Genomic DNA, 13,649 nt, shown 5'->3' on the forward strand with positions numbered 1-13,649 from the left:
CCGGGCCGCCGAGTTCTGCCGGCGGCCCGGTGCCGCGCCGGGATCAGCTGTCGGACCGTCGCGGGGGCAGCCGGTCCAGCTCGGCATGGAGGACGGGCCGGTCCTCGCCCGCTGCTAGCGCGAGGTGGCGGCCGGTGTCGCCCATCCGTGCGGCGACGTCGCGCGCGATCGCGTCGCGATTGGTGCTGCACCAGCCCGGGCGGCTGCCGCTCGCCACGTCGTTGCGGACGAAGCTGCGCGAGAAGGAGGCGTCCTGCCCCCGCGTGGCGGCGCGATCGACCGAAAGGTGCGCGGCCCAGGCGCAGCGCAGCGTCGAGGGGCGCCCGCCCGGGGCGACGGTGCCCAGCTGGCGGTGCTCGACCCGAACCGTGCCGCGATAGTCGGCGTGGACGGGGCCGGAGGGGTGCTGGACGGTGACCTGATGCGCGCCCCCCGGGGTGGCGGTGGCGGCGGCGGCTAGGAGCATCGCTCCGAACGCTGTAGACATGATGAGACTTCCCGATCGTCTGAAAGGAGGGCCGGGGGGCGGGCGCTGGCGGATGCCGTCGCCCGCGGGCCGCCGGCCGGGAGGGTGCGGCGGGCCCGATCAGGCGGGCTGCGGCCGGCGGCTCATGGCGTGCAGCCGATCCTTCACGCGCAGGCGCAGCCGTTTCAGCCGCAGCAGGTTCAGCGTGTCGGGGGCGCGCCGCTTCGTTTCGGCGCGGATCTGCTCGTCGAGCCGCTGGTGCAGCTGGGTCAGTCTGTAGACGAAGGTGTTCAAAGCCTCTCTCCAATCCGAGATTGAAAGATCGGATGATCGGCGATGGGAGGGGGCGGGACGCCAGGCCAACATCGAGATCACCCGATGCGGTCCGACATCACGTTCTTCCCGAAGGAGGAGCGCCAGAGGGGCCCGGCCCGCACCCTCAAGCTAGGGCGCGGTGCGCCGCGGTCAAGCCAGGTTTGTGTAACAAAGTCGGTCTGGTTGACAAAGCCGGTCGACGGCATCACCCTTCGCCCATGTCCGCCCACGCGACATATCAGCGCTTCCGCGACCACGCCGGCCAACTCGCCGCGCGCGCGTAGCCCGGGTTCGGCGGCGTGCCGCCCGGGCCCGGGACTTATTCGATCCGATCTACGGGACGCGCCCTGCGCGCCCGGTTCTCGAGTAAGCGGAACCCCTGTCATGACCCGAGCAGTTTCGATGGCACCGGCGCGCCGGCCGGTGGCCGACGCGTCGCAGATCCACGCCGAGCCCGCACCGCGCGAGCTGGTGATGCGGCCGGAGCATTTCTTTTCCAACACCTTCCACCTGGAGATGGAGGATCCCGACGCGGGGCGCCAGGAAGCGCTGGCGTCGTACCGCGCCGCCCCTGTGCGCGAGGAGCCGGGCGAGCTGAGCCTGGTGCTGATGATCCTGCTGATCGGGGTGCCGGTGCTCCTGGCGCTGGCGCTGTTCCCGGCGGCATAGCCCCGCGTCCGTCGTGCGAGGATCGCCGGTGCCGCTGAAGGCGATGCTGCTGTTCCTCGCAAGCGCGCTCTGCTGGCTGGTCGCGTGCCGGCTGGCGGGCGTGCGCGAGCCCTGGGACGCGGAGGCCTATTGGCGATGGTGGGTTCCCGCGTCGCTTGCGCTGTCGGCGGTTGCCGGATGGTTCTGGCGGAAGCGGGGGTGGCTGGCGGGCGTGCTGGTCACCTTCGCCCAGCTGCCGGTGGTGTGGATCGGCAATGGGGAGGGCAGCGGGCTATGGGCCGCCGGGGTGCTGATCCTGGCTGTGCTGGCGCTGCCGGCGGCGGCAGTTTCGGCGCTGGCGGCTCAGCTTGGGCGCGGAACGCGGCGCTAGGCCGATCCTGCTTGCGCCGGGCGGGGTTTCCGATCAGCTTTGCCGAGAAGGCGTTGCTGCGCCATGCGCAGGAACGCCGCGCTTTGAGGGAGGCGGCCGAATGCACGTCAGCATCGCAAAGGCAGGTGAGTCGGCGGAACGGGGAGGGGTGCTGTGATCGCGGCCGTGATCGCCGCGCTGCTGCTGGGGCAGACCCAAGTCCCACAGGGGAGCGACCCGGTGTTTGCATCGGCATCACCGACCCGGCCGGGCGAGTCGGGACGGGCGGCGCGGGATCGGACCGCGAGCGACCCTGCCTCGCTGGTGGAGATGCAAGCGTTCGGGCGCTGTGCGGCGCGCCGCGTGCCCGCCAAGGCGGCGGCGCTGCTGCAGATGGACTATACCACGCCGCAATATCAGCAGGCGCTTAAGAAGATCGCGCTGTCCAACACCAGCTGCGTGCCCGGCAAGCACGGCCGGTTCGCGCCGGTGCTGTTCGCGGGCGCGCTTGCCGAAGGGCTGCTGTCGCATACCGACGACCTGGCCGAGGCGCTTGCCTATGATCCGAGCAAGACGGCGGTGAAGGCGGTGGGCGAGACCGACCTGATCGCGCATTGCGTGGCGCGCACGGCCCCGCGCGAGGTCGCGGCGCTGTTCGCGACGCCGGCCGCGAGCGACGCGGAAGCGACGGCGATCCGCACCCTCGCGCCGACGGTGGAGGCGTGCGTGGCGAAGGGCCAGACGGCGCGCTTCAACCGTGCCGGGCTGCGGGCGATCCTGGCGACGGCATCCTATCGCATCGTCGAGGCGAACCGGGCACCGGCAGGCGCGGGCTAAGGACGGCTGCGCCCTAGCGGTTGAGCCAGTGGCGGTGGACGAACCAGCCGGTGATGGCGACGGCGAGCAGGATGCACACGCCGATGACGCCGGCAAACGCCCAAGGGGCGTGGGCAAAGGGAATGCCCTCGACGTTCATGCCGAGCAGGCCGGTGAGAAAGGTTAGCGGCAGGAACACCATCGCGACGATCGCGATCTGGAGCGAGCGCTGGTCGATCTGTTCGGCGCGAAGATCGGTCAGCGTCTCGTGGATCAGCGCGGCCCGCTCGCGGATCGCCTCCAGCTCTTCCGCCATGCGCGCGGCCTGGTCGGCGGCGGCGGCGAGGTGGAGGCGATCGTCGGCGCCCAGCCAGTCGCCGGGCAGCGCCGAGAGCTTTTCGAGCGCGGCGCGCTGGGGCGCCAGGAAACGGCGGTAGCCGATCGCCTGGATGCGGGTGCGGCTGACGACGCGGCGCAGCTCGAACACGCGGTCGGCGCTCAATCCTTCCTCGCAGTCGTCCAGGGTATCGCCCAACTCGGCGACGAGCGGGTCGAGCTCGCCGGTGATCTCCTCGGCAAAGGCGACGATGAGGTCGCCGGGATCGGCGACATGGGCCTGCTCGACCTCTTCGCGCACCGCGGGCATGGCGGTGAGGCGGTGGCGGGTGACCGAAAAGACGCGGCCGGCGGCGGCATAGAGGCGCACCGAGGCGAGCGGATCGGAGGTGGCGAGCTCGTCGGGCGATAGGCCGCGCAGGTTGACGAAGGCGCCGTTCTCCAACGCGGTGCAGCGTGGGCGGGTCTCGACCGCCACCAGCGGGTCGACGACATAGGCGGGGAGGCCGGCGACGCCCTCCAGCCAGGGGCGCAGCGCCGATTCCTCGCCATGGAGGTGGATCCACACCAGCGCGCCGTCTGCGGTGAGGGCGTCCTCCAGCGGCACCGCCCGGGCGGCGCCGTCCTTCACCTGCATCGCAAAGCCGTTCACCGCAGCATCTCCAGCAGGATCGTGAGGCCCGGAGCGTCGGGCGGGGGCGTGTCGCCGAGGATGCGATCGGCATCGGCGCGGGCGCGGTCGAGGATCGCGGCGGGCACGTCGGGGGCGTGGACCAGCCGGTCGGCACGCGCCAGCAGGCGGGCCTCGCGCAGGGTGAGCTCGTCGGGGTCGGGCGAGCGCAGGGCGATGCGGACGGTTTCGGACGGCGGCGCGTCGGCGGTGTCGAGCCAGCGGGCGACGGCATCGTCGTCGTGGGCGAGCAGCGGGTCGAGCGCGCCCCCTGCGGAAAGCGCCGTGCCGAGCGCGCGGCGGCGGGCGTCGCCGTCGGGAAAGCGCTGGCGCAGGGCCGACCGGGCCGCGTGGAGCTGCTCGGCGAGGCGGCCGAGGCCGGCGGGAAGCAGCGTCTCCAGCCGCTGGCGGACGGCGGCGGCGAGGCCGGCGGAGATGCCGCCGGTGGCGACGGCGACCAGCAGCGGATCGCGGTCGACGATCGCCGGCAGGGTGAAGTCGCAGAGCTCGGGCCGGTCGACGGCGTTGACCAGGATGCCGCGGGCGCGCAGCGCGGCGATGGCGGCATGCGCCTCGGCCTCGTCGGCGAGGGCGACGACGGCGAGGCGCGCGTCGGGATGATCCTCGATCACCTGCGCCCCGGCGCGTTCGAGCAGGCGGCGCTTGGCCTCGGCGGCGGGGCCGGTGCCCTTCAGGATCACCGGCCTGCCGGCGAGCCGCAGCAGGACCGGCAGGCCGATCATGTCAGGCGAGCCAGTCCGGCAGCACGTCCGCCTCTACCATCGAGCGGATCGACGGGCGCTCGCGGACCACGGCGAAGCGATCGCCGGAGACCAGCACCTCGGGCGTGAGCGCGCGCGAGTTGTAGGTGCTCGACATGGACGCGGCATAGGCGCCGGCGGTTCGGAAGGCGACGAGGTCGCCGGCCGCGACCTGGTCCATGGTGCGGGCGGTGGCGAAGGTGTCGCCAGTCTCGCACACCGGGCCGACGACGTTGACGGTCTCGCGCCGGCCGGTCGGCTCGACCGCCTCGATCGCGTGATAGGCGTCGTAGAGGCTGGGGCGCAGCAGGTCGTTCATGGCCGCATCGACGATCACGAACGGCGCGTTGGCGCCCTGCTTCACGCGGATCACGCGCGACACCAGCACGCCCGCATTGGCGACGATCAGGCGGCCGGGCTCGAAGATCAGGCGCGCGTCCCATCCGGCGGTGGCGCGGCGGACCATCTCGCCATAGGCGGCGGGCGAAGGGGGCGCGGGCTTGGCCGGGTCGTAGGGGACGCCGAGGCCGCCGCCGAGATCGGCGGTGGCGATGCGGTGGCCGGCGGCGCGCAGTTCGGCGATCAGCGCGCCGACGCGGCCGAAGGCGGCCTCCAACGGGCCGAGGTCGGTCAGCTGGCTGCCGATGTGGACGGCGACGCCGCGCACCTCCAGCCCCGGCAGCGCCGCGACATGGGCGAAGGCGGCGAGTGCGCGGTCATAGGGGATGCCGAACTTGTTGTCGGCGCCGCCGGTCGAGATCTTCGAATGGGTGCCGGCGAGCACGTCCGGGTTGACGCGGATCGCGACCGGGGCGGTGACGCCGCGTGCCGTCGCGACGGCGGAGAGCATGTCGAGCTCGGGTTCGGACTCGACGTTGAACTGGCCGATGCCGGCGTCGAGCGCCTGCGCCATTTCCTCCGCCGTCTTGCCGACGCCGGAGAAGACGATGTCCTGCGGGCGTACGCCGGCGTGGAGCGCGCGTGCGAGCTCGCCGCCCGAGACGACGTCGGCGCCGAGGCCGGCGCGGGCGAGGGTCGCGAGCACCGCGCCATTGGGATTTGCCTTGACCGCGAACGCGATCAGCGGATCGTCGAGGCCGGCAAGCGCCTCGCGGAACACGGCGACGTGGCGGGCGAGGGTCGCGGTCGAATAGACGTAGACGGGGGTGCCCACCGCGTCGGCGATCGCTGCCAGCGGCACGTCCTCGGCATGGAGCGCGCCGTCGCGCAGCTGGAAATTGTCCATGGGTTCAGGGGCTCAGTTGCGGGGCGGGATGTCGAACGGATCGTCCTGGCGTTCCGTCGACTCGCGCAGCAGCTCGTCGCTGCGGGTGGGGCGCTGCTGGGTGGTTGGCGTCAGCAGGTCGCCGGGCGTGGGGGTCGCGGTGGCGCCATAGGGCGGCGGCGGCAGCGCCTCGCCCTCGGCAGGCCGCAGGTCGCGCCGCGCGCCGCAGCCGGCGAGCGCGAGGCCAAGGGCGGCGAGCAGCAGCGGACGACGGGTCATGCGACTTCCTTTGCACGGGCGGCGCGGGCCGCGGCGACGGCGGCGCGCACGCGATCGGGCGCGGTGCCGCCGAAGCTGGTGCGGCTGCGCACCGACGCGTCGACGGTCAGCACATCATAGACGCTTTCAGTGATGCGCGGGTCGATCGCCTGGAGATCGGCGAGCGGCAGCGCGTCGAGCGCGATGCCGCGCTCCTCGGCGAGCTTCACCGTGCGGCCGGTGACGTGGTGCGCCTCGCGGAACGGCAGCCCGGCTTCGCGCACCAGCCAGTCGGCGAGGTCGGTCGCGGTCGGGAAGCCGGCCTCCAAAGCGGCGCGCATGCGGGCGGGGCGGAAGGTCGCGCTCTCGACCATGCCGGTCATCGCCGCGATCGACAGGGCGAGCAGGTCGGTCGCCTCGAACACGGGCGGCTTGTCGTCCTGCATGTCCTTCGAATAGGCGAGCGGCAGGCCCTTCATGGTGACCATCAGCGCGGTCATGCAGCCCAGGATGCGCCCCGAATGGCCGCGCACCAGCTCGGCGGCGTCGGGATTGCGCTTCTGCGGCATGATCGACGAGCCGGTCGACCAGGCGTCGGACAGGGAGACGAAGCCGAACGGCTGCGACGCCCACAGCACGAATTCCTCGGCCATGCGCGAGAGGTGCAGGGACGCCTGCACGGCGGCGGTGAGATACTCGATCGCGAAGTCGCGGTCGGACACCGAGTCGAGCGAATTGTCGGTGGGGCCGTCGAAGCCGAGCGCGCGGGCGGTTGTCTCGCGATCGATCGGGAAGCCGGTGCCGGCGAGTGCTGCGGCGCCGAGCGGGCAGCGGTTGAGCCGCGCGCGGGCATCGGCGAAGCGGCCGCGGTCGCGCGCGACCATCGCATGATAGGCCATCAGGTGATGGCCTAGCGTCACCGGCTGGGCGACCTGGAGATGGGTGAATCCCGGCATCACCGTATCGGCATGCTCGTCGGCGCGCGCGATCAGCGCGTCCTGGAGCTGGCCCAGGGCGGCATCGACCGAGTCGATCGCGTCGCGCACCCACAGGCGGAAGTCGGTCGCGACCTGGTCGTTGCGGGAGCGCGCGGTGTGGAGGCGGCCGGCGGCGGGGCCGATCGCCTCGGCCAGCCGCGCCTCGGTCTGCATGTGGATGTCCTCGAGCGCGAGGTCCTCCGCCACGCCGTCGCGGGCATAAAGCTCAGCAACGCCGTCCAGGCCGCTGCGGATCGCGGCGGCGTCCTCCGCCGTCAGGATGCCCTGCGCGGCGAGCATCGCGGCGTGGGCCTGCGATCCGGCGATGTCCTGCTGCCACATTCGCTTGTCGAATGGGATGGAGGCATTTATCTCCCGCATCACAGCCGAGGGACCCTCGGCGAAGCGCCCGCCCCACATCGAATTGGAGCCTGCCTTGCGCTCGGTAATCGCGCTTCTCCTTGCCACAACGCTGCTGCTGACCGGCGCTTGCGATAGGCGACACGACCCGGCCCGGCAAGACGAAGCGGGCACCGTTCCCGACGTTGCCGCGCCCGGCGGCGGCGGGGCGCCTGCGCCGGCCGGTACGGTGGACCGCAGCCACAAGGGCGAGGCGGCGCCGGAGGTGACGTTCGAGGGTCCGGACGCCAAGCCCACCAGTCTTGCGGCGTTCCGCGGCAAGCCGGTGCTGGTGAACCTGTGGGCGACCTGGTGCGCGCCCTGCATCCAGGAGATGCCGACGCTCGACGCGCTGGCGGGCGAGGGTACGCTGAAGGTGGTGGCGGTGAGCCAGGACCTGGAGGGCGGCAAGGCAGCGGCGCCGTTCCTGGCCAAGCACGGCTGGAAGAACCTGGCCGCCTATGCCGATCCCAAGCTGGGGCTGTCGACGGGGCTGAACGCGAACCTGCCGACGACGGTCCTGTACGATGCCGCGGGCAAGGAGCTGTGGCGGGTGCAGGGCGCGATGGAGTGGACCGGCGCCGATGCGCGGGCGTTGCTGGGCGAAGCGGGAGCCTGATTTCAGGTTCAGTCGCGCTTCGCCAGCAATCCTTGAGCCATGAGCCGGAAGGCGGCAACCGCCTTGGGCAGGGTGACCTGAGGGTTTTCGCTCGCGGCCACCCATAGCGCGGCGTTGAAGGCCGCGCCGCTCAACAGGCGGGACGCGGCTTCGACATCGACCGGCTGCATGACGCCCTCAGCAATCAGCCTCGCTACGGCCTCCATGGTGATACTCAGGCACGCATTCTGGCTCGGCCATGTCGCAGGGTCGCCCAGGAAGGCCGGTCCGTCGAGCAGGACGATCCGCCGCACCTCCGGATCGAGCGCCATTTCAATATAGGCGGCGCCTTCGGCGAGCAGCCCTTCCCACTCGTTGGCCGCGGCAGCTCCGGCGCGCTGCGCGCGCGCAGCCATCTCGCCATCGACCTGCGCGACCACAGCGGCGAGCAACCCCTTCTTGTCGCCGAAGCCATGGTAGAGGGCACCGCGGGTCAGGCCGACCTCTGCGGTGAGCTCGTCCATCGACGCCCCGGCGAACCCGGATGCCGCAAACGCCCGTCGCGCCGCGCCGATCAGCTTGGCGCGATTTTCCTCCATGGTTTCGGCACGGCGCTTTGCGGCCAAGACACTATTCCTTTCACATACGTGACGTATCTGAGTTGACATGCGCCGCGTGCGTGTTCACATACGCTGCGTATGCAGATGATCCTGCAAGCTCCCAATGTCCAGTACGCGGATCACACGGGCGTGCCGGCACGACGAAGGAGATGATGACATGGCCAAGCGTGACGCAGTCTTTCCTCCCAACCGGCACGCGCTGTACGAGGCGCACGGCTATTCGGCGGCGATCCGCTCCGACGACCTCCTGTTCGTGTCGGGTCAGGTTGGCAGCCGCGACGACGGCTCGCCCGATCCGGATTTCGAGGCGCAGGTGCGGCGGGCGTTCGCCAATCTGGAAGCGACACTGCGCGCGGGTGGGTGCGGGTTCGACGACGTAATCGACATCATGACCTTCCACACCGATCCAGAGCAGCAGTTCGAGACGATCATGGCGGTGAAGAGCGAGATTTTCGGGGCCGCGCCCTATCCGACCTGGACGGCGATCGGCGTCACCTGGCTCGCGGGCTTCGACTTCGAGATCAAGGTGGTCGCCCGAATCCCCAAGAACAGCTGATTAGCGAGGCGGGGCGTCAGCCTAGCCGCAAAAGAACCCCGGTCCGGCGGGAAGCCGGACCGGGGGTTTGGTTATTCCGCAGCGACCATCGCTTCTTGCGATGCCTCGGCCGGCGTATCCGACAGCGGCTGCGCCAGGCGGGTGAGCATTTCCTTGGGCACCACCTGCCAGAAGCGGGTGCGGCTGCGATCCCAGTCTTCCAGGATCTCGCCGGACCAGCGGCTGTCGGTGGCGCGGTGGTGCTGCTCGACCAGGTCGCGCAGCATGCCCTCCCAATGCGCGGAGTCGAGGCGCTGCCAGACGATGCTCTCCGGATTGGCGTGGCGGGGGAAGCGGTCCTCGGCGTCGTAGACGAAGGCCATGCCGCCGGTCATGCCCGCGCCGAAGTTGGTGCCGGTGTCGCCCAGCACCACCGCGACGCCGCCGGTCATGTACTCGCAGCCGTTGGCGCCGCAGCCCTCGACCACCACCGTGGCACCCGAGTTGCGCACCGCGAAGCGCTCGCCCGCCTGGCCGGCGGCGAACAGCCGGCCCGAGGTCGCGCCATAGAGCACGGTGTTGCCGACGATGGTGTTGTGCTGGCTGACCAGCCGCGAGCTCACCATCGGGCGCACGACGATGACGCCGCCCGACAGGCCCTTGCCGACATAGTCGTTGGCGTCGCCGAACACTTCCAGGGTGATCCCCTTGCACAGGAAGGCGCCGAGCGACTGGCCGGCGGTGCCGCGCAGGCGGATGGTGACGTGGCCGTCAGATAGCTTGGACATGCCGAAGGTGCGGGTGATCTCGCTCGACAGGCGCGTGCCGACCGCGCGGTGCGTGTTCCGCACCGAATAGGTCAGCTGCATCTTTTCGCCGCGCGAGAAGACGGCAGCCGCGTCCTTGATCATCTGCGCGTCGAGGCTGTCGGGCACCTCGTTGCGGAAGGTGTTGAGCGAGAAGCGGCGCTCCGCATCGGTCGCATCGACCTTGGCCAGCACGGGGTTCAGGTCGAGGTCGTCGAGATGCTCGGCACCGCGGCTGACCTGGCGGAGCAGCTCGGTGCGGCCGATCACTTCGTCGAGGCTGGAGACGCCGAGGCGGGCCAGGATCTCACGCACTTCCTCGGCGATGAAGGTCATCAGGTTGATGACCTTTTCGGGCGAGCCGGTGAACTTGGCGCGCAGCTTCTCGTCCTGGACGCACACGCCGACGGGGCAGGTGTTCGAATGGCACTGGCGCACCATGATGCAGCCCATCGCCACCAGCGAAAGCGTGCCGATGCCGAACTCCTCGGCGCCCAGGATCGCGGCGATGACGATGTCGCGCCCGGTCTTGAGGCCGCCGTCGGTGCGCAGCGTGACGCGCCCGCGCAGGCCATTGAGGGTGAGCGTCTGGTTCACCTCCGACAGGCCCATTTCCCAAGGCGTGCCGGCGTACTTGATCGACGTCTGCGGGGAGGCGCCGGTGCCGCCGACATGGCCGGAGACCAGGATGACGTCGGCGTGCGCCTTAGCCACGCCGGCCGCGACCGTGCCGATGCCTGCCGAGGAGACGAGCTTCACGCAGACGCGGGCGCGCGGGTTGATCTGCTTGCAGTCGTAGATGAGCTGCGCGAGATCCTCGATCGAATAGATGTCGTGGTGCGGGGGCGGCGAGATCAGCGTGACGCCCGGCGTCGCGTGGCGCAGCTTGGCGATGAACTCGGTCACCTTGAAGCCGGGCAGCTGGCCGCCCTCGCCGGGCTTGGCGCCCTGGGCCACCTTGATCTCGATCTCGTCGCAGGCGTTGAGATATTCGGCCGTCACGCCGAAGCGGCCCGACGCGATCTGCTTGATGGTCGAGTTGGCGTTGTCGCCATTCTCATACGGCTGGTAGCGCGCCTTGTCCTCGCCACCCTCGCCCGACACCGCCTTGGCGCCGATGCGGTTCATCGCGATCGCCAGCGTCTCGTGCGCCTCGGGGCTCAGCGCGCCGAGCGACATGCCGGGGGTGACGAAGCGCTTGCGGATCTCGGTGATCGCCTCGACCCGCTCGATCGCGATCCCCTCGTCGGGATAGTTGAACTCGAGCAGGTCGCGCAGATAGACCGGCGGCAGGTCGCGCACACCGCGCGAGAACTGCATGTAGGTCGAGAAGCTGTCGCGGGCGACGGCCGACTGCAGCAGGTGCATCAGCTGGGCGGAATAGGCGTGGGTCTCGCCGCCGTCGCGCTGGCGGTAGAAGCCGCCGATCGGCAGCGTGGCGACGCCGCGGTCGAACGCCGCCTGGTGCTTGAGCATCGCGCTGTAGTGGAGCGAGTGATAGCCCTCGCCGGAGATCTTTGCCGGCATGCCCGGGAAGAGATCGTTGACCAGCGCGCGCGAAAGGCCGACCGCCTCGAAGTTATAGCCGCCGCGATAGCTGGAGATCACCGCGATTCCCATCTTCGACAGGATCTTGAGCAGGCCCTCGTTCACCGCATGGCGGTGTTGGCCCAGGCACTGGTCGAGAGTCATGTCGCCGAACAGGCCGCGGGCGTGGCGGTCGGCAATCGCGGCTTCGGCCAGATAGGCGTTCACCGTGGTCGCGCCGACGCCGACCAGCACCGCATAATAATGGGTGTCGAGGCACTCGGCGGTGCGGACGTTGACCGATGCATAGGCGCGCAGGCCGCGGCGGACGAGATGGGTGTGGACCGCGGCGGCCGCGAGCACGCCGGGGATGGCGACGCGATCGGGGCCGACGTTCTCGTCGGTCAGGAACAGCTCGCTGCGGCCTTCGCGCACGGCCTGCTCGGCCTCCTGGCGGATGCGCTGGATGGCGGCGCGCAGCACTTCATGGTCGTCGCCGGCCTCGAAGGTGCAGTCGATCTCCGCCGACTGGGCGCCGAAATAGCGCTTGAGCCGCAGCCAGTCCTCGCTGGTGAGGACCGGGCTTTCGAGCACCAGCACCGCGTTGGGGCGGCCGCGGGTGTCGAGGATGTTGGAGAAATTGCCGAACCGCGTGCGCAGCGACATGACGTGGCGCTCGCGCAAGGGGTCGATCGGCGGGTTGGTCACCTGGCTGAAGTTCTGGCGGAAGAACTGGCTGACCAGGCGCGGCTTGTCCGAGATGACGGCAAGCGGCGTGTCGTCGCCCATCGAGCCGATCGCTTCCTTGCCGCCCTCGACCATCGGCGACAGGATCAGCTCCATGTCCTCCAGCGTCTGGCCGGCGGCGACCTGGCGGCGCGCGAGCTCGGCGCGGTCGTAGCGGGGCAGCTGCTCGCCGGCGACGGGGGCGAGGTCGTCGATGGTCAGGAAGTTCTGGATCATGGCCGCATAATCGGCCTCGCCCGCGAGCTGGTCCTTGATCGTGCGATCGTCGAAGACGCGGCCTTCGTGCAGGTCGACGGCGATCATCTGCCCCGGGCCCAGCCGACCCTTGGCGAGCACCGTCGCCTCCGGCACCACGACCATGCCGGCTTCGGAGCCGACGATCAGCAGGCCGTCGTTGGTCTGGGTGTAGCGCAGGGGGCGGAGCGCATTGCGGTCCATGCCCGCGACCGCCCAGCGGCCGTCGGTCATCGCCAGCGCCGCCGGCCCGTCCCACGGCTCCATCACCGAGGCGAGATATTCGTACATGGCGAGGTGAGGGGCAGGCAGGTCCTCATTCTCCTGCCACGCCTCGGGCACCAGCATCAGCTTGGCGGTGGGCGCGTCGCGGCCGGAGCGGCAGATCGCCTCGAACACGGCGTCCAGCGCGGCGGTGTCGGAGGCGCCGGCCGGGATCACCGGCTTGATGTCCTCCGAGCGTTCGCCGAACGCCAGGCTCGCCATCTTGATCTCGTGGCTGAGCATCCAGTTCTTGTTGCCGCGGATCGTGTTGACCTCGCCGTTGTGGGCGAGGCAGCGGAACGGCTGGGCAAGCCACCATTGCGGGAAGGTGTTGGTGGAATAGCGCTGGTGGAAGATCGCGACGCGGCTCTCGAACCGGTCGTCCTTCAGGTCCGGGTAGAAGTCGGACAGCGATTCCGCGAGGAACAGCCCCTTGTAGATGATCGAGCGGCACGACAGCGAGCAGATGTAGAAGCCGCTGATCTGGGCTGCGATCACGCGCTTCTCGATCCGGCGGCGCACCAGATAGAGGTTCTTCTCGAACTCGGCCGCATCGACCGCATCGGGCATCGGCCCGGCGATCATGATCTGCTCGATCTCGGGGCGGGTAGCCTGGGCCTTCAGGCCGATGACGGACACGTCGACCGGCACCTGGCGCCAGCCGTAGATGGTGTAGCCGGCGTCGATGATCTCGCTCTCGACGATCGTGCGGCAGGTCTCCTGCGCGCCGAGATCGGTACGCGGCAGGAAGATCATGCCGACCGCCAGCCGGTTCGGGCGCATGCGGTGGCCCGCGACCGCGACCGCATCCTCGAAGAAGCGAGTGGGGAGATCGACGTGCAGGCCGGCGCCGTCGCCGGTCTTGCCGTCGGCGTCGACCGCGCCGCGGTGCCACACCGCGCGCAGGGCATCGATCGCCGACTGGACGACGCGGCGCGAGCTGGTGCCGTCGGTGGCGGCGACCAGGCCGACGCCGCACGCGTCGCTCTCGAACTCGGGGCGGTACATGCCTTCGCGGGCGAGGCGTTCGCGCTCCGACTGCAGGGTGGGGGTGGCGGACATCGGGAAATCCTCTTC

14 protein-coding genes are annotated in these 13,649 nt (G+C 70.5%); 5 read left to right on the plus strand and 9 right to left on the minus strand.

The features are described from left to right. Positions 1–43: 43 nt before the first annotated feature. Positions 44–487 carry a hypothetical protein gene (locus tag EO081_RS08480; protein ID WP_129341544.1) on the minus strand — a complete coding sequence of 148 codons (444 nt, stop codon included), beginning with the start codon at positions 485–487 and terminating at the stop codon, positions 44–46. Between the two features lie 99 nt (positions 488–586). Further along, on the minus strand, positions 587–760 hold the full coding sequence (locus EO081_RS08485) for a DUF465 domain-containing protein (RefSeq protein WP_129341545.1): 174 nt from the start codon (positions 758–760) through the stop codon (positions 587–589). 405 nt (positions 761–1,165) lie between these two features. Here EO081_RS08485 and EO081_RS08490 point away from each other — a divergent pair, with 405 nt between their 5' ends. From EO081_RS08490 to EO081_RS08500, 3 genes are all read left to right on the plus strand, one after another. Beyond that, positions 1,166–1,450 (plus strand): hypothetical protein, encoded by a 285-nt coding sequence (locus EO081_RS08490; protein WP_129341546.1) that lies wholly within the window; start codon positions 1,166–1,168, stop codon positions 1,448–1,450. Between the two features lie 28 nt (positions 1,451–1,478). Continuing rightward, positions 1,479–1,820 carry a hypothetical protein gene (locus EO081_RS08495; RefSeq protein WP_129341547.1) on the plus strand — a complete coding sequence of 114 codons (342 nt, stop codon included), beginning with the start codon at positions 1,479–1,481 and terminating at the stop codon, positions 1,818–1,820. Positions 1,821–1,973: 153 nt separating this feature from the next. After that, positions 1,974–2,636 carry a hypothetical protein gene (locus EO081_RS08500; RefSeq protein ID WP_129341548.1) on the plus strand — a complete coding sequence of 221 codons (663 nt, stop codon included), beginning with the start codon at positions 1,974–1,976 and terminating at the stop codon, positions 2,634–2,636. A 13-nt stretch (positions 2,637–2,649) separates the two neighbouring features. Here EO081_RS08500 and EO081_RS08505 read toward each other — a convergent pair whose 3' ends face one another. Genes EO081_RS08505 through argH form a run of 5 tightly spaced genes read right to left on the minus strand, consistent with a single transcriptional unit; the run spans position 2,650 to position 7,262 of the window. Continuing rightward, positions 2,650–3,603: a CorA family divalent cation transporter gene (locus tag EO081_RS08505; RefSeq protein WP_129341549.1), complete on the minus strand. Its 954-nt coding sequence runs from the start codon at positions 3,601–3,603 to the stop codon at positions 2,650–2,652. Continuing rightward, positions 3,600–4,364 carry a precorrin-2 dehydrogenase/sirohydrochlorin ferrochelatase family protein gene (locus tag EO081_RS08510; RefSeq protein WP_129341550.1) on the minus strand — a complete coding sequence of 255 codons (765 nt, stop codon included), beginning with the start codon at positions 4,362–4,364 and terminating at the stop codon, positions 3,600–3,602. The genes EO081_RS08505 and EO081_RS08510 overlap by 4 nt, the downstream gene beginning before the upstream one ends. 1 nt (position 4,365) lies before the next feature. Further along, positions 4,366–5,628 carry a diaminopimelate decarboxylase gene (gene lysA, locus EO081_RS08515; protein ID WP_129341551.1) on the minus strand — a complete coding sequence of 421 codons (1,263 nt, stop codon included), beginning with the start codon at positions 5,626–5,628 and terminating at the stop codon, positions 4,366–4,368. A 12-nt stretch (positions 5,629–5,640) separates the two neighbouring features. Further along, the gene (locus EO081_RS08520; protein WP_129341552.1) at positions 5,641–5,886 is read right to left on the minus strand and encodes a hypothetical protein; all 246 of its coding nucleotides are present in this window, start codon (positions 5,884–5,886) and stop codon (positions 5,641–5,643) included. Beyond that, positions 5,883–7,262, minus strand: a complete 1,380-nt coding sequence (argH, locus tag EO081_RS08525; protein ID WP_129341553.1) for an argininosuccinate lyase — start codon at positions 7,260–7,262, stop codon at positions 5,883–5,885. Before argH ends, EO081_RS08520 begins: the two co-directional genes overlap by 4 nt. Positions 7,263–7,278: 16 nt before the next feature. Here argH and EO081_RS08530 point away from each other — a divergent pair, with 16 nt between their 5' ends. Then, complete coding sequence (locus EO081_RS08530) at positions 7,279–7,860, plus strand: TlpA family protein disulfide reductase (RefSeq protein ID WP_240697611.1); 582 nt, start codon at positions 7,279–7,281, stop codon at positions 7,858–7,860. 8 nt (positions 7,861–7,868) lie between these two features. On the opposite strand, the gene EO081_RS08535 is transcribed toward EO081_RS08530, so the two are convergent. After that, positions 7,869–8,465 carry a TetR/AcrR family transcriptional regulator gene (locus EO081_RS08535; protein ID WP_240697612.1) on the minus strand — a complete coding sequence of 199 codons (597 nt, stop codon included), beginning with the start codon at positions 8,463–8,465 and terminating at the stop codon, positions 7,869–7,871. A 151-nt stretch (positions 8,466–8,616) separates the two neighbouring features. Between EO081_RS08535 and EO081_RS08540 the strand changes: the two genes are divergently transcribed. Next, complete coding sequence (locus EO081_RS08540; RefSeq protein WP_129341555.1) at positions 8,617–9,015, plus strand: RidA family protein; 399 nt, start codon at positions 8,617–8,619, stop codon at positions 9,013–9,015. A 71-nt stretch (positions 9,016–9,086) separates the two neighbouring features. Here EO081_RS08540 and gltB read toward each other — a convergent pair whose 3' ends face one another. Then, positions 9,087–13,634 carry a glutamate synthase large subunit gene (gene gltB / locus EO081_RS08545; protein ID WP_240697613.1) on the minus strand — a complete coding sequence of 1,516 codons (4,548 nt, stop codon included), beginning with the start codon at positions 13,632–13,634 and terminating at the stop codon, positions 9,087–9,089. Between the last annotated feature and the right edge of the window lie 15 nt (positions 13,635–13,649).

The organism is Sphingomonas desiccabilis, from assembly GCF_004135605.1.
In the GTDB taxonomy this organism is placed as follows: domain Bacteria; phylum Pseudomonadota; class Alphaproteobacteria; order Sphingomonadales; family Sphingomonadaceae; genus Sphingomonas; species Sphingomonas desiccabilis.

Coding starts and splice junctions, on each gene's coding strand:
- EO081_RS08520 (WP_129341552.1), bottom strand. CDS start 5,886: ATGACCCGTCGTCCGCTGCTGCTCGCCGCCCTTGGCCTCGCGCTCGCC.
- gltB (WP_240697613.1), bottom strand. CDS start 13,634: ATGTCCGCCACCCCCACCCTGCAGTCGGAGCGCGAACGCCTCGCCCGC.
- argH (WP_129341553.1), bottom strand. CDS start 7,262: ATGTGGGGCGGGCGCTTCGCCGAGGGTCCCTCGGCTGTGATGCGGGAG.
- EO081_RS08510 (WP_129341550.1), bottom strand. CDS start 4,364: ATGATCGGCCTGCCGGTCCTGCTGCGGCTCGCCGGCAGGCCGGTGATC.
- lysA (WP_129341551.1), bottom strand. CDS start 5,628: ATGGACAATTTCCAGCTGCGCGACGGCGCGCTCCATGCCGAGGACGTG.
- EO081_RS08540 (WP_129341555.1), top strand. CDS start 8,617: ATGGCCAAGCGTGACGCAGTCTTTCCTCCCAACCGGCACGCGCTGTAC.
- EO081_RS08490 (WP_129341546.1), top strand. CDS start 1,166: ATGACCCGAGCAGTTTCGATGGCACCGGCGCGCCGGCCGGTGGCCGAC.
- EO081_RS08480 (WP_129341544.1), bottom strand. CDS start 487: ATGTCTACAGCGTTCGGAGCGATGCTCCTAGCCGCCGCCGCCACCGCC.